Consider the following 24,356-nt stretch of genomic DNA (forward strand, 5'->3'; position numbering starts at 1 on the left):
GAATTATTTTTAAATTTTTTTGTAATATAAAAAAATACAGAGATTTTACTCTCTGCACTTTATTTTTTCTTTCAGCTTCTATTCTGTTTTATCAGCTGTTCCTCTATCCTTGTCATTCTCTATTCTATCCTGTATATTCTCCTTTCTGAATTTCTCAACAAAGATTCTTTTTTTTCACAAACTGTCTTGTCTACTTTTTTCTTCTTCTACCTTTCCAAATTTTGCAGCAGGACAGGGAACTGAAACGGTATAATAGTGTCATAGATATTTAGTCTGTAGTATGATACAATATTTTCACAAGATGATTTTATATTGATAAATAAACAAATTAGAATTTGGGAGGCAAATGCAATGGGTAAAGAGTATATAATTCCAGCCTGTTCTGGAATAAAAATTGATGTTAAACAAGATCAAAGTATTACAGTAATTGATATTGAAGGTGGTCAAGTAGTAGATTTTTTTGCTGAAGTGAATGGAAATGCAAATGAATTTCTTTCAACTGGAGTAACAATTGACTGTAACGAATCTTTGAAATTGAATATTGGAGATATTATCTATACAAACCTATACCATCCCATGATGCAGGTGCTTTCTGATGATGTTGGAGAACACGATCTGCTCCATCCATGTTGCAGAACTGAAATGTATGACTTCTTTTATCATAATGGTGAAGAACACCCAAACTGCTTTGATAATATCAATAAGGCTCTTGAAAAACAACATGTTATCATTACACCTGTCAACTTGTTCATGCATACAAAAATCAATGCCAATGGTAAAATCTCAGTAGAAGAACCTATTTCCAAAGCAGGTGATAAAATTATATTAAAAGCACTAATGGATATTACACTAGGAGTTGCTGCTTGTAGCGTTTCTGAAAGTAAATGCAACAGTGGAAAGTGTTCTCCTATCAAAATTATTATTGATTAAAACAATTCAAGTTTGTAAAACTAAAAAATAAGGCTTCCTTTACTTTATATAATATGAGAGTATAAAAAAGCAGTATTCCTGTTTTCCTACATGGAACAGGTAATGCTGCTTGTATGATGGTGTGTTGTGCTTCTCTCTTTAATTATTGACATACCATTTTTAAATAAAATAATGGTATAGGATCTATCTTCAAAAGGATTTCAACAGCATATCAAAGCTAACTTCATAGAAATGATAAGATATATTTTTTCATAACTTTTTCTCCTTCAATAATTTTTTATATTCTTAACTATAATATATACCAGTAAATTATGTTCTGACTATGTCAAAAAAAATTATAAAGATATAGTTAATTCTGCATTTGCTCTATGATACATTTTATATTTTCCTCAACACTCTTTATTCCATCTATTCGTATGATAGTACAATTTAAAGATTCTACCCATTCTTTAACAACATTCTCAGTTCTAGATTTAACAAAATTTAAGAAACTCTTCTCCTGTTCATATAAATCTCCACCTGGCAACATTCTATTGCCAAATTTTTCTAAAGAACGTTGTTTAACTCTTTGTATCCGAATATCCTTTGGAACATCAATCAGTATAGCATATTGAAAAAATTGATAAATAGATTCTTCATAATCTGCCTTTCCAGATGCAAAGACAAAATTTTTATGTGTTTTAATTTCACTTAAAAAAAGTGTTTCAACTTCTTCACGAGTACGTGAAGAAGTATAGATATAATGAGTATCTATTTTGGGAAAATATAAATCTTCATCATCAATAAAATAGAAATTCAATTTTTTTGCTAAATTTTTTCCCAGTGTACTCTTTCCAGCACCATTTAAACCACATATAATAATTCCTGTTCCCATAAATTCTCTCCATTTTGTTGATATTAATATATTCCAATAAAGAATTTTACAAAGCAAAATATAAGTTCTTTATGCTTGCTATATAATTTTGTCCATAAAACCAGAATAAAAAAGAATGTCTGCATACAACATCCTTTTCATATTATTAGAATTTAAATTTATATACCTTTTTAGGCCGTCCTCTGTTTATCTTCTCAATGGAGTAACCTGCCATTTTATTCTCTTCAAGTTTAAGAAGTATTCTGCTTGTTGTTCTCTCAGTGGTATTAAGATATTTTGCCAGTTTATCTATTGTTACTTCTTCACCCCTTTTATAAAGCTCTATAAGCTCTCTTGCCTTTTCTCCAGATATATTTATTCCTTTTAATCTTTCTATTATCTCTAAATCCTTTTTGCTTTCTTCAGAAGCTTCTGTAAGAACTGTACTACCACCAGCTTCTGTTAAACACAAGACTTCTCCATTAGATTCTACATTTTTTTTGTATGATTCATCAGCATAAAATCTAGCTTCACTTATACTTGCTCCCCCACCCCAGCCAATATTCACTTTTGATTTATACTCTTTTTTAATTATCTCCTTAGGATTAATATTTAGAAATTCTTTTTTCAGCATAAATACTTCTACATAATCCTCTACTCTTTGAGTAATGAAATTTTTAAAGTCATATCCAAGTCTGTTTTTTAGTTCATTTATATCTTCATCAGAAGTTATTTTTCCCATTATTATTTCTTTACTGTCAGATTTAGAAGCTTTAATATCCCTTACAGCAAATTCAACTGTTTCTTTTATAGTATTTTTAGATGGAAATAAAAATATATGAGGTACATCTAAGGTATCCAAAAATGAAAGCATATTACTTATTCTTGTTAAAATCAAATCAACTTTATTCTCAGCTATCAGCCTAAGATACTTTTCTTTAAAGTTTTCATATAATTTTACATCACTGTAATCTAATGGAAGAAATATAGGCTCTTTGCCTTTTATAAAAGTATCTTCCAGCCAATATTCCTTTTCGGCCTCAGACACAAAGTCTATATAGACTCTTGAAAAATCTATTCCCGGATTCTCTGATAGTACCTGAAATAGACACTTATATAATTCATATTTTGCAATTTCTATATAATACACAGGTGTAGTTATTTTTGTATTTTTTCTTATAATCTCAAAACCAATAGGCCCACTGGTAACAACTCCATCAAATTTATGAGCATTTTCTCTATATATATCTTTTAATTGGTTAAGATTATCATAAAAAATATATTCCTTTTCTCCTTCTACATCTTTTAATGCATCTCTTACATATGAGTAAGAATTTTTAGGAGTTAAAATTGCTATTTTTATCATAAACTTTTCCTTTCATTCATTATTGTTTATAATAATTATATCACATTTTTAAAAAACTTATGATTTTCATTTTATTTACATTAGTTTTGAGTTATAATATCTTTATAAGTACTTAGATTTATACAATAAAGGAGGAGAGTATTTTGTGGTTTTTTATTACTTTTTTTGTTGGATTAATTGGAGCTGGAATTGCCTTAAAATACAAAGTTCCTGCTGGAGCTATGATAGGTTCTCTATTTGCAGTTGCTGTTTTCAGCATTGTTACAGGAAAAGCTTATCTTCCTCAGAGTTATAAAGTTATTGCTCAAATATCCACTGGTGCATTTATAGGTGCTCGTATAAAATACAATGACATTGTTGAGCTGAAAAAAGTTCTTAAACCTGCTGTTATAATGGTAATTCTCATGGCTTTAATCAATTTTGTGATGGGATACTTCCTTTATAAATCATCTGATATGGATATGAAAACAGCTCTTTTCTGTACTGCTTCTGGGGGAATAATGGATATGACTCTTATAGCTTATGATTTTGGAGCTGATACATCTAAAGTAGCTGTTATGCAGATGATGCGTCTGGTTTCTGTTATGTGCCTTATTCCAGTTCTTATAAAGGGAGTTATCAGATATTACAAGTCTAAATCTCCTACTGATAATATTGATCCAATAAAAATATCTGAAGAAAAAATTAGCAAGAATGAAAAAGAAAAAGTCCCTTTTATGATAGATTTGAAAAAAATAGTTATAACAATGGTGATTGGAACTATCTCTGGTTTTATTGGATATTTTGCTGGTATTCCTGCTGGTGCTATGAGTATATCTATGGCTGGAACAGCGGCATATAATATAAAAACTAATAAAGCTTTTATGCCTATAAAACTAAGACAGTTTATTCAAGTGCTGGGAGGAGCTTTAATAGGTGCTAAAATAACTATGGGAGACCTTCTTGGGCTGAAAACAATTGCAATTCCTGTTATTATAGTTATCAGTGGCTTCTGTCTTATGAATCTTATTCTTGGTATAATGGTATACAAAATAAGTGATTTCAATATTCCTACATCTATGTTTTCTGCTGCTCCTGGAGGAATATCTGACATAGCTATTATAGCTGGTGAATTAGGTGCTGATACTCCTAAAGTAGCTGTTATGCAGTTCATAAGATTAGTATGTGTAATAGCTTTTTACCCTATTTTAATCAAAATAATAGTGCAATATTTTTAATAGAATTTACCATTTAAAAAAAGGAACTCTATAAATTAAAGAAAAAGCTGACAAGAAGGAAAACTTCAAGACAGCTTTTTGGCAATTGAGCTATTTTAAGTTTGCAACAGCCCCTTTAACTTTCTATATACTTTTTAGTAAAAAATTTGAATTCTGTTTCTGATATAACTACTGATGCAAATATCAGCAGACCTCCCAAAACAGTTTTTATTGTTACTGGATCTCCTAAAAGAATAACAGAAGTTATTGCTCCAAAAAGTATCTCAGTAGATAATATGAGAGATGCTGTTGAAGACTCAACATATTTCTGAGCTGTTGTTTGAACTAGATATGCAATTAAGGTATTGAATATTATTAAAAATCCCACTGCCATTATCTGCGCACTTGTAAGTTTTGTAGTAACAATAGAAAAGTTTTCATAAGTTATATTCAACAGAAGCGTAAGTAATCCTCCACTAAACATTTGAAAAGCATTTATAACTATTGGATTCATATTACCTATTTTAGCTCCTATTACAGATATTTGAAGAGCAAAGAAAAAAGCACATATCAATGTCAGTACATCTCCATAATTCATTGATAAATCTCCATCTAAAGATAGAAAGCCTATTCCTGTAAAACATATTATAGAAGATAAATAAGTTATCCATTTAGGTCTTTTTTTAGTAAGCATCCACAGCATAAATGGCACACATACAACATAAGCTCCAGTTATAAAAGCATTTTTTGATGAAGTTGTATGCATAAGTCCTACTGTCTGTAATGAGAAAGCAGTTCCTAATATTAATCCAGCTCCCAGCCCAAGTTTCATTTCATCTTTTGTTATCTTCACTTTTTTTATAAAAAGGAATAAAAATATTAAGAGGGAAGCTATTAAAAATCTTAAACTCATAATAGCATTTGGTGCCATCCCACTATCTAATGCTATTTTTGTTATAGGAAAACCTCCACCCCAAGTTGCTGCTACACACACCAACGCAATTTTACATACAGTCTTTTTCTGCACAGTTATCACTCCTTACATCTATTCTGCTCTTATATAATACTCTATATTTCAAATAAAATCAATTTAAAATAATACTATTACATTTAAAGAGTGATTTCCATTTCATCTTCAGATATTACTATTCCTATTTTTTCCACTTTTTCTTTTAATTCTTTATCTGTAAATAAAAGATTAGTGTGATTAAAATGAGTTAATATAACTTTTTTATCTTTTAAATTCCATTTATTTTTCTCTATAAATTTTATTGTTTCCTCTACAGTAGGGTGAGGAATTTCTTTAAAGTTTCTTCCTCTTAAGTTTCCAATTTCTTCCTTTGTATAAAAAGTAGCATCTACTGCTAAATAATCACATTGTTTAAAAATATCATTTAGTTGATTTTCAAAACCTTCCCAACTATCTATATCAGGGACAAAGAAAAAACTTTTCTTTCCTTTTACTATAAAACCATGTGTATCTGCAAACTCATTTCTATGAGGAACTTCCACTGGAATTATTCTTATATCATTATCTAAAACTAATTCTTTTCCATTTTCAAATTCTACCAATTCTATGTTTTTAAGTTTTACTAGTTGACTCCATGGAGCATTATTTTTTAAAAACTCCGCCATTTTTCTGCTCACATATACTTTTATTTCTTTTGAATTGAGAGCTTCTTTTCCTAAATACATTAATCCTGTATAATGCCCCATATGTGCATGTGTCAAAAATATTCCATCTAGCTTTCCATTTTTATCTGCTATAAAACTTTGATATTGTTTAGAAAAACTAGGTGTTGCCTCTATCATATATCTATTTCCTGTTTCAGTATTTTCTATCCCAATTGCTGCCTGAAGTATTTCTTTTCTTTTTCCTGCCTTTATATCACTGCACATTTCACATTTACATCCAATTTGTGGTATTCCCCCATCTTGTGCTGTACCCAAGAATTTTACTATTACACTCATCATTTCCTCCTGCTTTATATTTTATATCTATTATATTATCTAATAAACTATTTTTATACAAGTTATTTTAATAATGAAAAGTTTTTTTCGAATATTTAATGTTCATTTATGGATTATTTTTTAATCACATTTATATAAAAAATCTATTTCATATAAACTATGAATTGATTAAAAGATTGACTATGAAATTATAGTGTGATATCATAAGGAGGTAGAACAATGACAGTTTGTTTCTAATACCCATGGTTCACTCATGTGAACAACCCATATAACCCTGACTTACTTAGGTTGGGGTTTCCCTTATTAATAAATAAAATATATTTTAAATAAATAATTTTGTTTAATTTATGACCAAAAACAAGCTTTGTGATTGGAGCTTATTTCATATAAACCATACAATTTTAGGATATTCCTAATCCTAAAGAAAGAGATCATAGTTTATTTCTACTGATCTCTTTTTTTATTAAGCTATCCCAATTAATTGTCTTAATTCTAAAAGGTCTTTTATTTCATAATCAGGTTTTATATTTTCTATACCAATTTCACTATTTGGATTATACCAGCATGTTATTATTCCAGCATTTTTACCACCTTGTATATCAGCAGTAAGGGAGTCTCCTATTATTATTATTTTCTCTTTTGGTATATTTTCTATTTTTTGAAATATATATTCAAAATATTCTTTATGAGGTTTGTTATACCCAATTTCTTCTGATACAAACATATAGTCCAAATATTTATCTAATCCAGTTTTTTTTATTCTTCTTATTTGAATATCATTTCCCCCATTAGAAGCTACTCCTATTTTTACTTTATTTGCATGAAGCTCTTTACATATTTCCATAGCATTATTCAAAAGATATGCTCCTTCTTTCAGCTTATCTCTATATTTAAAATTAAATATATCTATATCAGTTTCTATTTTATATTCTGAAAAAAGCTGTTCATATCTTTTATACGCCAGTTGCTTTTTATCAATAAGCCCTTTTTCCAACTGCCTCCAATAAAAAATGTTTATTTCATGATATCTATTTAAAATTTCATTGTTGCAGTCAAAATTATACTCTTTTAATGTTTCTGCCAGTGCATTCTTTTCAGCTAAATCAAAATCAAGAAGTGTTCCATCTATATCAAATAATATCAGATCAAATTTCATCCTTTCTCCCTTTGTTACCTTATAAAAAAAATTAATATTTCATTCTTTTAATAAACAACTATCACTTTAAAAAATTTTATTTTAAAGTATTCATAAGTAACTTAATTATATCATATAAACTCTAAAAACATATTTAAAGTATTTATTTTAAGTAGAAAAATTTCATTAAAAATGTTAGAATTTATTGAAATGTTTTTTGACTGGAGGAGAAATGGCTGTTTATACAGTTCTTGATATAGAGGATATTACCACTATTTTAGCTAAATATAATCTTATTCCTTTACAATATGAGGGAATAAAAGATGGAATACTTAATACTAACTACCTTATTTCCACTGCAAAAGGAAAATTTGTATTGAGAGTTTTAGAGGGGCATCGCAGTTATGAAGCCGAAAAAGAAGAATTAGATTTTCTTTTGGAATTAAATACAATAATTCCTTGCTCTGTTCCCTACAGTACCACAGATGGTGAAGTATTGATAAAGTATAACGGAAAAATGATAAGCCTTTTTTATTTTATTGAAGGTGAGAAACTTACTGAAATAAATGAACATTTTTTATCTGAAATTGGAATATTACTAGGTAAGATGCATCTTTTTTCTAAAAATAAAAAATTGAACAGGAAAACAAGAATAGATGAAAAGTACTACTTTTCAAAAATAGACATGCAGCAGATTTCTATAACAAAAGAAGAGAAAAAAATTCTTTTATCTCTATATGACAAAATTTCTATGATAGATTTTTCTTCTCTTCCCTGTGGTATAATCCATAATGATATTTTTCCAGACAATATTCTCATAAAAGATGGAGCTATTTCTGGAGTTATTGACTTTAATGATTCTACTTATGCTCCCTTTATTTTTGATCTTGGAATAGTTATAAATTACTGGATAAGAATAAATAATTTTTCACCAGAAACTGAAAATAGATATATTAAAATATTTTTAAACTCTTATGAAAGTATCAGAAAACTTTCTGCAGCAGAAAAATCTCTTTTAAATATGGGAATATTAAAAATGGCTCTTGCCTTTATTTTTCTGAGAATAAATAAATTCTCTGTAGAAGATAATCAAAATATTTTAATAGAAGATAAAACTTATTATGAACTTTTTCCATTATTAAAATACTATCATAATATAGAATTATAGAAAAAAATAATTGACACTTATTCTATTTTATGATAATATATCTTAGTTCAAAAGCCCCGTTCGTTCAGTGGTAAGGACATCAGATTTTCACTCTGGCAACAGGGGTTCGATTCCCCTACGGGGTACCACTATGTATTTAAGCTCAAAACTATTTGGTTTTGAGTTTTTTTATTCCTATTTATCCTTTTTATTCTCTATCCTATAGAGATAATGAAGTATATCTTCATTATAGTATTGTGTTATAAACTCTTTTATTCTTTAAAAGTGTTGATAAATTTTCTAAATCATTTTCTGTCATTTCTCTCAAATATAATCATCCGTTTCTAATATCATCCTTACCACCTTGTACTTAATCAATTTTTATATTATTTCTATTTTATCTTTCCAATTTTCTTTTTTATAATACAGCCATCCTATTACTGCTGGAATTATAGGAGAAACTGCCTGGCTTATATATAGACTATTTACCCCATATGAAAGAAAATAAGTAAAAAGAAAACTTAAAAATAACTTTATAATTATTGAATCAAGAAAAGAATTCAACATTGCTAAAAAAGAATTTCCTACACCTATTGTAAAAGAATCATAAATATACATTGCTGAATATATCAAACTATTTACTGAACAGCAGATTCTCAAATATTTTACTCCCTCTGTTATTATAGTTTGATTCTCTTTTTCAAATATCATTACCAATCTCTCAGCAGTTAATTGAACAAATATAACCATCATCAATGTCAGCAAAAAACTAATTTTTACTCCAGTTTTCACCACTTCTTTAACTCTTTTTATTTTCCCAGCCCCTATATTCTGCCCTGTCATAGCTGTAACTGTCTGTCCCACTGCCCAACAGGGCATTCCTGCAAAAGTATTTATTTTCAATCCAATTCCTGAAGCAGCAGATATTATCATTCCATATCCATTAAATAACCCAGTCATTATCAAATATGCTATATTGATTATGATCATCTGTAGAGCTGCTGATATACCAATTTTTAGAACATTTTTTATCACTTCTTTTTTTACATACTTAAAAGAAAATTCAAATATATTTTCATATCTTTTTAAATATAATATTGCCAATAAAAAAGAGACTCCTTGAGAAATAATTGTAGCAACTGCTGCTCCTTTAATCCCCATATTCATACTTCCTACTAGGAAAAAATCCAATCCTATATTCAAGATTGCTGCTGTTAAAACAAAATATAAAGGTTTTTGTGAATCCCCTATTCCTTTCATTATCGAACTCACACTATTATAACCAAAAACAAATATGCTTCCCAGATAAATTATATTCATGTATTCTATGGACTCTTGTAATGCTTCCTCAGGTACTCTAAGCAAAATAAATACATATCTGCATGTCAGCATTCCTAATACTGTAACTGCTATGGATATAATTATTATAAGGAAAAATATTGAGTTTATAACTTCTTTACAACTCTCATTATTTTTCTTTCCTCTATATTGTGCCATTAATACAGTTCCACCTAAAGTTATTCCAATACATATTGAATTTATTATAAAACACAGCATTGAAGTATTGCTTATGGCTACAACACCTCTGCTCCCTACTATTCTTCCTACTATTACCATATCTGCAATATTATAAAATGCCTGTAGTAAATTTGCTATAAATAATGGCACAGCAAATTTTATCAATTGTGCAGATACTTTTCCTGTTGTTAGATCTATTTCTGTATTTTTCATTTGATATCTCCTTAAATATAAATTTTACAAAAAATAAAAAAACAGAAGTCATTCCTTCTGTCCAATTTTTTTGTAACAAAAGGCTTGGAAACATCTACCCAGCCTTCATATTTTCAAAAACATATCAAAATAAAACATATGAGTCATATGTTTTCAGATAATTATTTTTGATGAATAATTAAGAATGGCTCTGTACAATGTTTCATCTATCCAATTGTCAGAGCTTGTCAATATACAAAACTTCCCTAATAGCATTTCAAACATAAAGCACTCTCCTTATGCAATATATTTTAATTATACATTTTCTTCTTCTCTATGTCAATTTAAAAAGAGATCAGTAAAATACTGACCTCTTTTTTTATTTTTTAATTAGAATTCTTTTCCACCAGATACAACTATATCTTTTTGATAAGTTTTAACTGCTTTTATTGATACTTCTAAAGCTTTTGTAATTCTTGATAATTCCATATATGGTGTATTTTTCTTATCTATTACTTGTTCAGGTATATATGGAACATGAATAAATCCACCTCTAATATTATTTAATTTATTTTTATTTAAATAATATAATAGAGAATACATAATGTGATTGCACACATATGTTCCTGCTGTATTAGATACTGCTGCTGGGATAGAAGCTTTTTTCAATTCTTCCACCATTCCTTTTATTGGAAGAGAAGTAAAGTATGCCGTATCTCCATCTTCAAATACAGGAGTATCTACTGGTTGATATCCCTCATTATCAGGTATTCTTCCATCATCTAAATTTATAGCTACTCTTTCTACACAAAATTCATATCTTCCTCCTGCCTGACCTACACATATTACTACATCAGGCTTTACAGAATCTATATTTTCAAATAATTTTTTCGCTGATTTTTTGAATACAGTTGGAATTTGAAGTTTTATTACTTCTATTCCATCAATATTATCAGGTAAAGCTCTTACTGCCTCCCATGCAGGATTTACTTTTTCTCCTCCAAATGGATCAAAACCAGTTATTAATACTTTCATATATTACCTCCTCAGTTTTTCTTTACTTTATTTAAATTGCCAATTAGAAAGCAAATAAATACATTATAATAATATGGATTATAAGCATTACTATAGCTATTGGAGCTTGAACAAATATAACACTATTCTTGTTTTCCATTTCCAAAATAGATGCTGGAACAATATTAAAGTTAGCTGCCATAGGTGTCATTAAAGTTCCGCAGTATCCTGCTGTTAATCCCAAAGCTCCAACTAGTGCTGGATTAGCTCCTAAATTAATAACAAATGGAACTCCTATTCCTGCTGTAATAACTGCAAAAGCTGCAAAGGCATTTCCCATTATCATCGTAAACACTGCCATAGCTACACAGTATCCTATTACTCCAAACAATCTATTTCCATCTGGAATAACTCCTCCCATTAACGAAGCAATAACTTCTCCTACTCCAGCTTTAGCAAATACAGATCCCAATGCTCCAAGAAGCTGTGGTAAAATAACTGTTGCTCCCATTTGCTGTAATATTCTTGAAGACTCATGAGGTATCATAGCAGGTGATTCTTTAGTTACTATTAGAGATATAACAAGAGCAGCCAATGCTCCCCCTCCAAGCCCTACAAGACCCCCTAATGGAGTGAACTGAGCTATTGCAAAAGCTACTATCCCTATTGATAAAGCAGGAAAAAATATAAGGTTTCCTAATTTTGCTGCTTGTTTTTCTCTAAATTCTTCACTGCTGTTTGCCAGTGATCCTATTTTTATATTTTTAGTAGCTGTAATCAATCCCATTACAAGAAGAGAAGCTCCTACTATAACTGGCTTTATATATGGCCCTAATATAAATACAAGTCCAAAGATTATCCAGAACGCTGCACTTCCAATTCTTTTATCATTTTTCTGATCTCTCAAAGCATATATTCCACATAGTATGGAAATTACTCCACAAATAACATACATTATTTCTAAAATTAAATTTATAGTTTCTTTCATTTAGCTCTCCCCCATTATCTCTTAGTATTTCTCAAACTCTTATCAAACATATAGTTTCTTATAATAGAAACAACTATTGAAATTACTGCAACTGGAATACTACATTTTGCTACAGCATAAGGTTCAACATTTGTAATTCCTAGTTCTTTAAGAGTTCCAACTATTAATAGTACACCTGATGAGGCTATAAATACATTTTGCCCATAGAAGTTTCCATAGTTTTCCATACTTGTAGCAAGAGCTTTCAATTTTTCATCAGTTTTAGCATCTACTGTTCCCTCTTTTTCTGCTGCTCCTTTTACCATTGGATAAATAAGAGGTCTAATAAATTGTACATGACCACTTAATCTGAGTGAAAATGCTGCTGCTATTGTTCTTATAACAACATAAATACTCAAAACCTTTCCACTAGTAGCTCCTTTTAATTCAGAAATACATTTTGCTGCTCTTTCTCTAAGTCCATTTCTTTCTAAAATTCCAACTACTGCTAATGTTAAAAGAAGAAGAGTCATGTATCTTGTACTTACAAAAGCTTTTCCCAGTACTTCAAGAATTTCAATAAATCCCATGTCTGCAACTAAACCTGTTGCTACTCCAGCTATAAGTACAACAGCTATAGTATCAAATTTTAACACAAATCCTAAAAGTATTATCAATACTCCTATTAACTTAATCATAATTTCCTCCTTGAATATCTTAATTACATAAATATCATTATCCTATTTTATAGCATATTTTATTCAAATTTAAAAGTAAATTTTTCTTCAAATGTTTCTTCATTTCTATTTTAAAATATTAAGACTCAAAAAATTAAAAAATGAAATTTTTTTTCCTTGAATAATTTTCCATTAATTTAAAATTAAAAAAACACTTTATTTTTAAAATTAAAAAAGTAATTAAAACTATATTGAAATTAATTAATTTATTAAAAAATTAAATTTATTACAAAAAAATAAGGATAAGTTATCTAAAAAAAATTATTACTTACCCTTATTTTAATTATTTTCTACTATCATTCCTTTTTTATATTTCTCTATTTTTTCAAGAGAACCATTTTCAGAATAAAATTTCCATTCACCATCAAGAAGACCATTTTTATAAAAACCATCACTTGCAACTACTCCATTTTCATAAAACGATATATAGTTCCCATCTAACTTAAAATTATAATAATTTCCTATAGTAGAAATTTTCCCATCTTCATAATATATTTTAAACTTTCCATTTTTTCTTACTTTATATATATTTTCCAATTTTATTTTATCTTCTAAATTATTTAAAGAAACTTTTTTCTTAAAATTCACTAAATTAAAAGCTGCAAAAAAAGTTAAAATTATTACCCCCATTTTCAATTTCATTCCCCACCCCTATTTAATTCTTTAAAATTATTATTTATAATATTTTACATAATAAATTAAACATATTCAAGTATTTTTATTCTTTATTTTTTAAATTTAACCTCTACTGACATATGATTAATTATAAAAAATATTTAAAATTTTCATTTTTCTTTTTTTGAACAACTACTAATCTAGTTCATTGTAATTCCCATAAAAAAATGGTAGAATAATTTTATTATAATTAATTCTAAAATTGAGGTCACTTTATGGAAAAAAATTCCACTTTTCTTAAATCTAAAAAAATAATATTGATAGATAAAACAAATTTTGAATCTTCTATATCTCATATTTTAAGAGATTCAGATATAAATTATTTGATATTTCTAATTTTCCAAAGTAACATTGAAGAAAATCTTGAGCTTCTTAGAGAACTCAAAAGATACTTTTTTAATCCTTCTAAACATGAATATCTACATAATACAATAATATTTACTGAAAGAGAATATCTTGCAAATGATATGGGTGTTAAAGCCGTTATTACAGTTAAAAATATTCAGCTTTTTGACATTAATTTTTTAAATTCATTATATGAAAAATATAATTTTTCAGAAAGAACATTAGAAAATTTCCTTGTAGAACATTCAGCAGAATTTTCATATAAAATAGATATATATGATGAGGATGATCCATGGATTACATCTGTCAATGGTATTGGGCTTCTTTTTATCAGTGATACTACATATGATAAAATTATGTGCAACTATCATAAAGTCAAAAATCTTTATCCAGATATTACTATAGTCACTTTTAAAGGAAAAGATGACAGTAAACCTCTTGGTCTTCTTAAAATGATTGGAGCAGATGCACATATTACTTTGGGAATTACAAGCACAAAAAATATTGAGTATACTAAGCGTATTGATGCCTTAGTATATAATAGAAGTCCTTATTCCGAAACTAACCTTAAAAAATTTGTAATAGAAATGCTGAAAGAAAAAAATTTTAAAAATAATTTATTCTTTTTTAGAGATTTTCTTGGAATTCCAGAAAAAAATTTTGATGCTGATTTATTTTATGATGAAGAGGAAGAAATAAACAAAAAAGAAGAGAAATATTTTAGATTGAAAGTAATTGCTGCAAATAAAGAAGATAATTCTAAAAATTCTATAGAAAAAGACTGTATATATTTATGCAGAGAAAAAGAAAAAAATAAAAGTGAGATATACCATTTCGAAAGAATTGAAAAAATTGATTAATTTTATATACTAAAAATCCTCCTAAAAAATTAGGAGGATTTTCATATAATATCTTGGGGAAAGATTTTATATAATTATTATATGATATTTTTGTGACGATTTCGTGACAAAAATCTTTATTTTTTAAGAAATATTTTCATAAAAATGACAGCTCTCTATACTGTTCTGTACAAAGAGCTGCTTTAATTTTATAATAAGATATTTCTTATTAAGTCCTCTATATTCTTATAACAGTTAGGATAGTAAATTTTAGGCTTATCCAGAAGTATTACTTCTATTCCTTTTTCGTTACAGGCATCTATTTTTTCCCTTTCTCCTCCTGTATCTCCACCTTTTTTAGTCACCATATATTTTATATTAAGCTGTTCTATCATTGCTTTGTTCATATTCAAAGAAAAAGGTCCCTGCATAGCTATTATATTTTTGGGAAGTATTCCATTATCTTCACATTTTTTTACCATATCCCATTTAGGAAGTATTCTGAAATAAAACTTTTTCAAATCCTTTAGTTTTGAAAAATGCTCTATATTGTTACTTCCAAGGGTTACAAGAATATTGCCTTCCAATCCACTGCAATACCCCAATAGATCATTTATATTTTGAAATTCACTAAATCTATCAGGAACAATGTGTATTTCTTCTCTTTCAAATCTATAGTAAGTTATAGAAAATTCTTCAGCAACTTTCATTGCATTTTTAGATACTTCAAAAGCATAAGGATGACTAATATCAACAATAGTTTTAATAGAATTTTTTTTTATAAATTCTCTCATTAACTCTAAAGGCAGTCTTTCTGATATCACTTTCACTGGAATCCCTTCTAAAAGCTTTCCTCCATATTCAGTAGCTGTTGAAACTATAATATTCTTATCAGCAGATACAAATTTCTCTAGGAATATTCTTGAATCTTTTGTTCCCCCAATAACCCATATCATAACTTATAACCCCTAGGTGTAATCATTTTATTACCTTTCACATAAGATTTTGAATTTCCAATTATAACTACTGTAAACATATCTATCTCATGTTCAAGGAAATGTTCAAGATCAGTTAAAGTATAGTTCTGATCTTCTCTCCCTACATGTCTTAATAAAGCTACTGGAGTAGTTGGAGCTTTATGCTTCATCATTATTTCTCTCGCTTCAACAATCTGTGTAGTTCTTCCATTACTTTTAGGATTATATAGAGAAATTACAAAATCTCCTTCACTTGCTTTATCTATTCTCTTAGTAATTACATCCCAGTCAGTTAAAAGGTCACTCAAACTAATAATAGCCTGATCATGCATTATAGGTGCTCCTACAAGAGCTGCTCCTGCTACTGATGCAGTTATTCCTGGTATTACTACTACCTCTATTCCACTGTCAGCAGCTACCTCTATCATAATACCAGCCATGCCATATATTCCAGCATCTCCACTGCTGATTAATGCAACTGTTTTTCCTTCTTTTGCTAATTCAAGAACTTTTTCACATCTGTCTATCTCTTTTTTCATTCCTGATACATAGAATTCTTTATCTTTAAATTCATCTTTTACTAAATCTACATAAGTTGTGTATCCTGCAATTATATCGACATTTTTAAGCGTATTATATGCTCTTACACTGATATCTTCCATATTTCCAGGACCTATTCCTACTACATATATTTTTCCTTTATTCATCATTAAAGCTCTCCTCATAAATAGATACTGTCATTCTATTATAAATAAATTTATTTTCAATAAATTTCCCTTTTCCATTTGAAGCTAGAAATGCACAAGGCTCAGATACACAAGATACTCCTATCTGTTTTTTTACAAATTCTGAACCTTCAAACCTATCTTCAACCTTTTTTATGTCTTCTCTGGAAATTATAACCAATTCTTTTTTCAATAATTTACTGCTTTCTATTATTCCTACTTCATCAGCTTTTAAATCAACAGTAGCTATTTTTTTTATACTTTTAACAGAAAGATTATGAGCTTCCATAGCTTTTTTTATTCCTTCCATTATAACTTCTGTTTCTATACCTCTTCTGCATCCTATACCAAGAATCAGATTTTTAGGATATATCCTCACTGTTTCTATTTTTTCTCTATTAGAAACTATTATTATTCCTTCCTCATTTGTATCACTATCAAATTTTACATTTTTTGGCAGAAGAATATTAACTTCTTTTCCATCAATAATAAGGGAAGTAACATTTTTTGCTTTCTCAAGGCTTTCTAATTCTCCCTGTATTTTTTGAGAAATAGTGTCAACTGCTATTTTTCCAGTTACATCTGAACTGGTAGTGATTATTGGAAGAAGACCAAGTTTTTCAGCAGCCTCATTTGCAAGTTCATTAGCTCCACCTAAGTGTCCAGAAAGAAGAGAAATAATAAAATTTTCACCTTCATCTGCAACTAATACTGCTGGATCTATATCTTTACTTTTTATCAGAAAAGCTATTTTTCTGATGACTATCCCTGTAGCCATAATAAATATATGACCATCGTATTTATTGAACTTTTCATTTAAAGTACTTGTAAAATCTTCCATTTGCAATGTACTTTCTATCTGAAATTTTTTCAGTGTGAAAACATCAGCTTTTAATATCTCTCCATATTTTTTTCCTAAATGACCTGCTCCTCTTGTAACAGTCCATACAGCCAGTTTCATTTTACTCTATTCCTTTTCTAAATTCATGTGTAAAAGTTTTATCATATAATTTAGACTTTTCATATTCATTTCCTAGAAAATCTCCAACTAATATTTGAGCTGTTTTAGATATTCCTGCTTCTTTCACAAGTTCTTCTATTGTTTCCAATGTTCCTATTACTACTTTTTGATCCTCCCATGTAGCTCTTTGAACTACTGCAATGGGAGTAGTCATTGGATAAGAAGTAGCAAGTCTTTTTACTACATCTCCTATCATATGTACAGAAAGGAATATTGCCATAGAGGCTCTGTGAGCAGCAAGACTTTCCAAAGATTCTTTCTCTGGAACTGGTGTTCTACCTTCTAATCTTGTACAAATAACTGTCTGTGATACAGATGGAAGTGTAAATTCTTTTTTTACTGCTGCAGCTGAAGCAAGAAATGAACTTACCCCTGGAACAACTTCATACTCAATTCCATTTTCATCTAAAATATCCATTTGCTCTCTATGAGCACCAAATATTGCAGGATCTCCAGTATGTACTCTAGCTACTTTTTTCCCAGCTTTTATTCCCTTTATAGTTACATCCATAACTTCTTCCAATGTCATAGAAGCCGAATTGTATATCTCAGCTCCCTCTTTATGGCATTCTATTACCTGTCTTGGAACTAAAGAACCAGCATATATAATGATATCTGCTTCCTTTACTATTCTTTGACCCTTTATAGTTATTAATTCAGGGTCTCCAGGTCCTGCTCCTATGAAATAAACTTTTTCCATTGTTCAATTCCTCCTCTTTTTAATAACATTGTAGAGAAATAATGAATATCATCTTTTTCTAAATGAGAAATATCAAAGTATACTTCCTGATTTTCCTTTCCACAATTAGAAACCAGTATTATATTTTCCATATTTCCTGTTTTTTCCAATGCTGCTTTTAATCTGTCAAAGTTTCTGTTAACTTTCATAAATACAAGGTTATCACTTCCTTCTATTTCTTTTTCTATATCAGTAGTTTCACTAAGTCCAATTATTTTTAATGATTCATCTCCCATTACTATTGGTAGGTTGAATCTTGAAGATATATCAGCAAATGAAGATATTCCTGGAATAGTTTCCACTTCATATTTTTTATCAAGATGCTCCAATATATATACATATGTACTATATGTCATAGTATCTCCTATAGTAAGAAATCCTACATTTTTTCCTTCATCTAATAATTTTTCCACAATCTTTGTATTTGCTTTTCTTCCTTCTACTCTATCTAAAGGATTTTTAAGCATTGGAAATTCCATAAATACAAGTTCTGCATCTTCTTTTAAATATTCTTTAGCTATTGAATAAGCTGTACTCCCCATATCTTTTTTTGCTTCTGGTAATATCACTACATCTAATTTTTTTAGTGTCTTTATCGCTTTTAAAGTGATTTGATCAGGATCTCCTACTCCCACTCCAATCCCATAAAACTTGTTATCCATTTACATTTTCCTCCTTCACAGCTGTTATTATATAGATTGGATTCTCCCCATACATCATAGTATATGGTCCAACTTTTTTTCCTCTTGATATTGACATATTTACAACTTCTATATTATTAAAACCCTTTTCTTTTAATATAGTCATAGCACTATTTAATGTTTCAAGTGTTATTGCATTAATGACCAGTCTTGAATCAGGTTTAGAATACTTTATAAAATGTTCTACTATTTCTTTCATTCCCCCAGTAGAACCTCCTATGAACATTCTGTCATAGTTTGTTTCTGGAATATCCTCTGGTGCTCTTCCATGTATAAGATAATAGTTTTTAAGATTAAACTTTTTTACATTTTCTCTTATTACTTCAAGCCCCTTCTCTTCTTTTTCTATCCCTATTACTTTTCCATCTTTTAAATATGTAGCAGCTTCTATTCCAATAGTACCTGTCCCTGCTCCCACATCTATCAATACAGAATCTTCTTTTAATCTGAGTTTTGCAATAGATACTGCTCTCACTTCCTGTTTAGTCATAGGAAGTTCTCCATGTATAAATTCATTATCATAGATGTGCATAATTTTCTCCTTTTTTCAATACCACAGTATTCATTTTAAATTCTTTGTTCAATTCTTCAAAATTCTCTGCATCTACTCTGATTATTATTTCATCAGGATAAGAAAGCCTCTCACCTACTATTATTTCCACTCCTCTTATTCCTGATTCATAAACTTTTTTTCCTATGGTATATGGCGTATTTTTTTCATCTGTAAGAAGAACCACCCCATCTTTTTCATCCATTGCTTTTATATAATCAAAATCCCTTCCATGAGCACTTGCCAGAATAAAATTCTGCCAGCATTCTCCTATTTTTGAAAATAAATACTGATATGAAGATATTCCTGGCACAACTTCTAATTCATCATTAGAAAAATATTTCTTTAAGAAGGGAAGAAGGCTGTAAAATCCCGTATCCCCTGATACAACTACTGTTATTTTTTTATTCCTGTTATCTTTTATATAATCAATTAAATCTAAAAGTTTTCCCAAAGCATATTTTTCACAGTTTTCTGATAGGAGTATGTCAATTTCCTCCAGCTGTCTTTTTCCTCCAACAGCTATTTCGCAATCTTTTATAGCTTTTATTCCAGCTCCAGTAAGATAATCTAAATTTCCTGGTCCTAATCCAACTACATTTATTTTATTCAGCTACCTCACCCACCAATTCATAAAATCCATCACTATATCCTAAAGTGTCTCCCTTAAATGAAAATATTAGAGATTCACATCTTAAATCATCTGTTCTGCTGTATTCCATAACTTTTTTCTTAACTTTTTCTGCTATTACTGTAAAGAGTTCTTTTTCTTCTACATAATCACAGGCTTCTTCCACTGTATTAGCTTCCAGTATTTTTTTTATATTTTCACAGCTTTCTCCAACAAGAAAAGCATTTGCTCCCATTATCTCCATTCTTGCATCTGCTACTCTGCTATGAGTATTAAATATTCCCCCAGCTATTTTTATAGCTTTTCCTATATGACCCAAAAGGATTATTCTTTTAAAATCAAGTTTAACAGCAGAGTCTATCATAAATCCTACAAAGTTACTTATAACTGCCATCTGTTCCAAATCTAATCCTAATCGTTCACAATAATTTTTTCCATAATTTCCAAAGGCAAAAACTACCCAGTCTCTGTCTTTATCCATTCTCAACACTTTCAATTCTGCATACATGGAATCTTTTAAGGCTTCCTCACTCATAGGCTTTACTATTCCAGTAGAACCCAATATAGAGATACCTCCTTTTATTCCCAGTTTAGGATTAAAAGTTTTTTGAGATTTTGCTTTTCCTTCTGGAACATAAATTGTAACTACAGCTTTTATTTCTTTATCTTCTAATAATTCATTGACCACTTCTGATATCATCTTTTGTGGTCCAGGATTTATTGCTGATTTTCCTAATGGAACCTGTACTCCTTTTTTAGTTGCTGTTCCTACTCCCCTTCCTCCTACCAGAACAAATTTATCGAAATAATGTCCTTTTTCTATTTGAGGAAGCTCCTTGACTAATTTTACTTTTGCACATATTCTAATTCCATTAGTTACATCTGGATCATCTCCAGCAAATTTTACTACAGCACAGGTAGCAAAATTATTTCTCACCCTCAATTTAAATACAGGAATAGTAAGCTCTACCCCATTAAGAGTTGTTATTTCTATCTCAGAAGATTCCTTTCCATAAAGAAGGGCTTCTAAAGCTGCTTTTGTTCCAGCTGCTGCACAAGTACCAGTAGTATAACCGCTTCTTAGTTCTTCATTCATTAGAATCCCTCTCTTTGATACATTTGATACAGTATACCATGAAGAATAGAAACTGCTACTGTACTTCCTCCTTTTCTTCCATTTATTGTTATATATGGAATCCCTAATGATTTAAAAGCTTCTTTTGATTCTGCAGCTCCAACAAATCCTACTGGAACTCCAACTACAAGAGCAGGTCTTTCTATTTCATTTCTTTCTATCATTTCTTTTAACTGGTAAAGAGCAGTAGGAGCATTCCCAATAAGAAATATTTTTGTATTTGGATCTTTTGCTGCCTTTTCCATTCCTACTATTGATCTTGTAACTCCTCTTTCTTTTGCTTCTTTCACTACTTCATTATCTGCTACAAGACAGTAAGCTTCACAGTTAAATTTAGAAAGCACCATTTTGCTTGCTCCATTCACTATCATGTTTGTATCACAATATATTTTGCATCCATTTTTAAGAGCTTCTTTTCCACTATTTATAGCATCATTCATAAAATCAATTAAGTCTGCATATTCAAAATCTGCAGTAGTGTGTATAACTCTTTTTATCACTGGAAGAGTTGCTTCATCAAATTTATTAATTTTATCCCCTAGTTCCTCTTCAATTATTTCAAAACTTCTTTTTTCTATGTCCTGTGGTACTTTTATATAGGTATTCATTTATTTACCTTCCTTTTCTAATATATCTTTCAATAAATCAAAACTTGTGAAGAAATGGATATGGGGATATCCTCCTTTTAATCCTTTTTCTTCAAATATGCAATTCCACTCTCTACCATCTTTTTTTCTGGCAGTATATTTTCTTGTATCATTTCCTATCTCTTTTATTTTGGAATAATGAAATTCATGTCCTTTGCCAACAATTTTATTTTCTTTTAATAAGCTTATATATCCAAATCTTGAAATATCAAGTCTGTTTCCCATTTTTATACTGCAGTCTATTATATTGCACATTGGAAATTTTTCACCATCTGCTGTTTCTATCTCTTTAGATAAAAACATGAATCCTCCACATTCACCAAATATTTTTCCATTATCATAATAAAATTTATTTACTGATTCTATCATACTTTTATTTTCAGAAAGCTCCTTTGCAAAATTTTCAGGATACCCTCCACCAAAATATAGTATATCCATATTTTCTGGTATTTTTTTATCATAAGTAGGAGAAAAATATTCTATCTCTATACCTAAATATTCAAGTAATTCTATATTATCATTATAGTAAAAATTGAAAGCTCTGTCTTTTGCTATTCCTATTTTCAATCCTTTATATCTGTCTTTTTCTTTTTTAAAAGGATTTTCCATTGGTTTTGCTTCAGCTTTGACTGCTATTTCCAATAATCCATCTACATCTATTGTTTCTTTTAAAACTTCAGCAAGAGAAGATATTTTAGCTTTTAAATCTCCAATTTCTTCTGCCTGGAGCAGTCCTAAATGTCTGCTCCCTATATGCAGTGATTCATCTTTAGGCACATATCCCAGACACTTTATATCTGTATACATCTCTATTGCTTCTTTAAAGATATCATAAGTTTTTTTGCTTGAAACTTTATTAATAATAACTCCTGCTATATTCACTCTTTTATCCAATAGTTGATATCCAAGTACCTGAGCAGCTATACTTGTACTTTTTCCTACTCCATCTACTACTAATATTACAGGTATTTCAAGAACTCTTGACAGATGTGCTGAACTATTATTATCCAATGAATTATCTATTCCATCATATAGCCCCATTACACCTTCTACTATTGATATATCTTTTTGATGTTTATAAAAACTATATTTTACTCCCTCTTCTCCCATCATAAATAAATCCAGATTATAGCTTTTATTTCCAGTTACAAACTGATGAAAGCCAGGATCTATATAATCAGGTCCTGTTTTGAATGGTGATACATTTTCAAAGAGTGACATAAGCCCCATAGAAACTGTTGTTTTTCCTATTCCGCTGCTTATTCCTGCAAGCATAAAGGCTTTCATGACATCACCTCTTTCAGAGCCTGCAATACCTTTATATTATTTTCTCTATTCTTTATTGCAAGTCTTATGTATTGATTATTTAAAAATTTAAAATTAGAAGCATCTCTCACGACTACACCTTTTTCTATCATTTCATCTCTTACAGCAGATGAATTTTTCTTCAAAAGTTTTACCAGAATAAAATTTACATTTGTTTTAAAGGTTTTTATATTTTTAATTTTACAGCTTTCTTCATAAAACCATTTTTTTTCTTCTTCTATCCAGTTTTCAGTTGCTTCTATATATCTCTTATCCCAGAGCATAATTTTTCCAGCTATATCAGCAAAACTATTTACACTCCAAGGTTCTTTATATTTTTCCATTTTTTTCATTATCTCTTCATCATAAGTTATTCCATATCCTAATCTTACCCCTGGTACAGCAAAAAACTTAGTCAGAGCCCTCATTACAAAAATATTTTTATCCTTTAAAAGTACACTTGTCATATCTTCCCAGCCTCTTATAAACTCTATAAAAGCTTCATCTATAAATAATTTTATTTTTCTTTCAGATAAAATACTGTTTATTCTTTCCATATCTTTTAAAGAAATAAAACTTCCTGTAGGATTATTTGGATTGCATATAACCACAAGGTCACATTGAGGTATTTCTTTTATAAAACTTTCTACATCTAAGTTATAATTATTATTTTCCAATAATGGATAATAGATTATTTCACTTCCTACACTTTCTAATGCTCTTTTATACTCAGCAAAACTTGGAGATATTATTAAAGTTTTTTTAGGCTGCATAGCTTTCATATACAGAAATAAAATTTCTGTTGCTCCATTTCCTGCTATTATATTTTTAACTTCAACATTATTATATCTTCCTATGTTTTCCCTTAATTCTATATAGTCAGGGTCCGGATACTTTTCAAGAATATCAAAGTTTTCTATTATCGCTTTTTTAAAAGATTCAGGTACTCCTAAAGGATTTATATTAGAACTGTAATCTAATAGTTCTCCTTTCCCCTCTCTTTTTAATCTATAGATATTTCCTCCATGCAGATCCATCTT

Annotated in this window: 25 protein-coding genes and 1 tRNA gene; 5 read left to right on the forward strand and 21 right to left on the reverse strand. The window is 29.1% G+C overall.

Going from position 1 to position 24,356, the window contains the following annotated elements:
• Positions 1-351: 351 nt before the first annotated feature.
• The gene (locus E6771_RS03255; protein WP_316089651.1) at positions 352-930 is read left to right on the forward strand and encodes an urea carboxylase-associated family protein; all 579 of its coding nucleotides are present in this window, start codon (positions 352-354) and stop codon (positions 928-930) included.
• Positions 931-1,279: 349 nt separating this feature from the next.
• Here the strand turns inward: E6771_RS03255 and E6771_RS03260 are convergent, their stop codons facing one another.
• Together E6771_RS03260 and E6771_RS03265 are read right to left on the reverse strand one after the other, a co-directional pair.
• Positions 1,280-1,804 carry an AAA family ATPase gene (locus E6771_RS03260; RefSeq protein ID WP_316089652.1) on the reverse strand — a complete coding sequence of 175 codons (525 nt, stop codon included), beginning with the start codon at positions 1,802-1,804 and terminating at the stop codon, positions 1,280-1,282.
• Positions 1,805-1,949: 145 nt separating this feature from the next.
• Complete coding sequence (locus tag E6771_RS03265) at positions 1,950-3,149, reverse strand: hypothetical protein (protein WP_316089653.1); 1,200 nt, start codon at positions 3,147-3,149, stop codon at positions 1,950-1,952.
• 143 nt (positions 3,150-3,292) lie between these two features.
• On the opposite strand from E6771_RS03265, the gene E6771_RS03270 reads away from it, so the two are divergent.
• On the forward strand, positions 3,293-4,366 hold the full coding sequence (locus E6771_RS03270; RefSeq protein ID WP_316089655.1) for an AbrB family transcriptional regulator: 1,074 nt from the start codon (positions 3,293-3,295) through the stop codon (positions 4,364-4,366).
• 115 nt (positions 4,367-4,481) lie between these two features.
• Here the strand turns inward: E6771_RS03270 and E6771_RS03275 are convergent, their stop codons facing one another.
• From E6771_RS03275 to E6771_RS03285, 3 genes are all read right to left on the reverse strand, one after another.
• Positions 4,482-5,372: a DMT family transporter gene (locus E6771_RS03275; protein ID WP_316089656.1), complete on the reverse strand. Its 891-nt coding sequence runs from the start codon at positions 5,370-5,372 to the stop codon at positions 4,482-4,484.
• 83 nt (positions 5,373-5,455) lie between these two features.
• Positions 5,456-6,316: an MBL fold metallo-hydrolase gene (locus tag E6771_RS03280; RefSeq protein WP_316089657.1), complete on the reverse strand. Its 861-nt coding sequence runs from the start codon at positions 6,314-6,316 to the stop codon at positions 5,456-5,458.
• Positions 6,317-6,779: 463 nt separating this feature from the next.
• Positions 6,780-7,472 (reverse strand): YjjG family noncanonical pyrimidine nucleotidase, encoded by a 693-nt coding sequence (locus E6771_RS03285; RefSeq protein WP_316089658.1) that lies wholly within the window; start codon positions 7,470-7,472, stop codon positions 6,780-6,782.
• 211 nt (positions 7,473-7,683) lie between these two features.
• On the opposite strand from E6771_RS03285, the gene E6771_RS03290 reads away from it, so the two are divergent.
• A complete protein-coding gene (locus tag E6771_RS03290; protein ID WP_316089659.1) occupies positions 7,684-8,619 on the forward strand; it encodes a homoserine kinase in 936 nt (311 codons plus the stop codon).
• A 53-nt stretch (positions 8,620-8,672) separates the two neighbouring features.
• Positions 8,673-8,747 (forward strand) — tRNA-Glu (locus E6771_RS03295).
• 232 nt (positions 8,748-8,979) lie between these two features.
• Here E6771_RS03295 and E6771_RS03300 read toward each other — a convergent pair.
• The 5 genes from E6771_RS03300 to E6771_RS03320 all read right to left on the reverse strand — a co-directional run bounded on the left by E6771_RS03300 (position 8,980) and on the right by E6771_RS03320 (position 13,668).
• Positions 8,980-10,329, reverse strand: coding sequence for an MATE family efflux transporter (locus E6771_RS03300; RefSeq protein WP_316089660.1), 1,350 nt, complete (start codon positions 10,327-10,329; stop codon positions 8,980-8,982).
• A 369-nt stretch (positions 10,330-10,698) separates the two neighbouring features.
• A complete protein-coding gene (pcp, locus tag E6771_RS03305; protein WP_316089661.1) occupies positions 10,699-11,343 on the reverse strand; it encodes a pyroglutamyl-peptidase I in 645 nt (214 codons plus the stop codon).
• Positions 11,344-11,386: 43 nt separating this feature from the next.
• The gene (locus E6771_RS03310) at positions 11,387-12,310 is read right to left on the reverse strand and encodes a DUF979 domain-containing protein (RefSeq protein WP_316089662.1); all 924 of its coding nucleotides are present in this window, start codon (positions 12,308-12,310) and stop codon (positions 11,387-11,389) included.
• 14 nt (positions 12,311-12,324) lie between these two features.
• Positions 12,325-12,987, reverse strand: a complete 663-nt coding sequence (locus E6771_RS03315; protein ID WP_316089663.1) for a DUF969 domain-containing protein — start codon at positions 12,985-12,987, stop codon at positions 12,325-12,327.
• Between the two features lie 318 nt (positions 12,988-13,305).
• Positions 13,306-13,668: a hypothetical protein gene (locus tag E6771_RS03320; protein WP_316089664.1), complete on the reverse strand. Its 363-nt coding sequence runs from the start codon at positions 13,666-13,668 to the stop codon at positions 13,306-13,308.
• A 248-nt stretch (positions 13,669-13,916) separates the two neighbouring features.
• Here E6771_RS03320 and E6771_RS03325 point away from each other — a divergent pair, with 248 nt between their 5' ends.
• Positions 13,917-14,906, forward strand: coding sequence for a hypothetical protein (locus tag E6771_RS03325; RefSeq protein ID WP_316089665.1), 990 nt, complete (start codon positions 13,917-13,919; stop codon positions 14,904-14,906).
• A 188-nt stretch (positions 14,907-15,094) separates the two neighbouring features.
• Here the strand turns inward: E6771_RS03325 and cobK are convergent, their stop codons facing one another.
• From cobK to E6771_RS03380, 11 genes are read right to left on the reverse strand one after another with little or no spacing between them, the layout of a single operon-like run.
• Positions 15,095-15,841, reverse strand: a complete 747-nt coding sequence (gene cobK / locus E6771_RS03330; RefSeq protein WP_316089666.1) for a precorrin-6A reductase — start codon at positions 15,839-15,841, stop codon at positions 15,095-15,097.
• A complete protein-coding gene (gene cobJ / locus E6771_RS03335; protein WP_316089706.1) occupies positions 15,838-16,569 on the reverse strand; it encodes a precorrin-3B C(17)-methyltransferase in 732 nt (243 codons plus the stop codon). The genes cobK and cobJ overlap by 4 nt, the downstream gene beginning before the upstream one ends.
• A complete protein-coding gene (gene cbiG, locus E6771_RS03340; RefSeq protein ID WP_316089667.1) occupies positions 16,562-17,548 on the reverse strand; it encodes a cobalt-precorrin 5A hydrolase in 987 nt (328 codons plus the stop codon). The genes cobJ and cbiG overlap by 8 nt, the downstream gene beginning before the upstream one ends.
• Position 17,549: 1 nt before the next feature.
• Positions 17,550-18,308, reverse strand: a complete 759-nt coding sequence (cobM, locus tag E6771_RS03345; protein WP_316089668.1) for a precorrin-4 C(11)-methyltransferase — start codon at positions 18,306-18,308, stop codon at positions 17,550-17,552.
• Positions 18,287-19,009, reverse strand: a complete 723-nt coding sequence (gene cobI, locus E6771_RS03350; protein WP_316089669.1) for a precorrin-2 C(20)-methyltransferase — start codon at positions 19,007-19,009, stop codon at positions 18,287-18,289. The genes cobM and cobI overlap by 22 nt, the downstream gene beginning before the upstream one ends.
• Complete coding sequence (cbiT, locus tag E6771_RS03355; protein ID WP_316089670.1) at positions 19,002-19,580, reverse strand: precorrin-6Y C5,15-methyltransferase (decarboxylating) subunit CbiT; 579 nt, start codon at positions 19,578-19,580, stop codon at positions 19,002-19,004. The genes cobI and cbiT overlap by 8 nt, the downstream gene beginning before the upstream one ends.
• Positions 19,567-20,211 (reverse strand): precorrin-6y C5,15-methyltransferase (decarboxylating) subunit CbiE, encoded by a 645-nt coding sequence (gene cbiE / locus E6771_RS03360; RefSeq protein WP_316089707.1) that lies wholly within the window; start codon positions 20,209-20,211, stop codon positions 19,567-19,569. Before cbiE ends, cbiT begins: the two co-directional genes overlap by 14 nt.
• Positions 20,204-21,325, reverse strand: a complete 1,122-nt coding sequence (gene cbiD / locus E6771_RS03365) for a cobalt-precorrin-5B (C(1))-methyltransferase CbiD (protein WP_316089671.1) — start codon at positions 21,323-21,325, stop codon at positions 20,204-20,206. The genes cbiE and cbiD overlap by 8 nt, the downstream gene beginning before the upstream one ends.
• Positions 21,325-21,972 (reverse strand): precorrin-8X methylmutase, encoded by a 648-nt coding sequence (locus E6771_RS03370; RefSeq protein WP_316089672.1) that lies wholly within the window; start codon positions 21,970-21,972, stop codon positions 21,325-21,327. Before E6771_RS03370 ends, cbiD begins: the two co-directional genes overlap by 1 nt.
• Positions 21,973-23,298, reverse strand: coding sequence for a cobyrinate a,c-diamide synthase (locus tag E6771_RS03375; protein WP_316089673.1), 1,326 nt, complete (start codon positions 23,296-23,298; stop codon positions 21,973-21,975).
• The gene (locus E6771_RS03380; RefSeq protein ID WP_316089674.1) at positions 23,295-24,353 is read right to left on the reverse strand and encodes a histidinol-phosphate transaminase; all 1,059 of its coding nucleotides are present in this window, start codon (positions 24,351-24,353) and stop codon (positions 23,295-23,297) included. Before E6771_RS03380 ends, E6771_RS03375 begins: the two co-directional genes overlap by 4 nt.
• Positions 24,354-24,356 lie beyond the last annotated feature (3 nt).

Source organism: Fusobacterium sp., from assembly GCF_032477075.1.
Lineage (GTDB): Bacteria > Fusobacteriota > Fusobacteriia > Fusobacteriales > Fusobacteriaceae > Fusobacterium_A.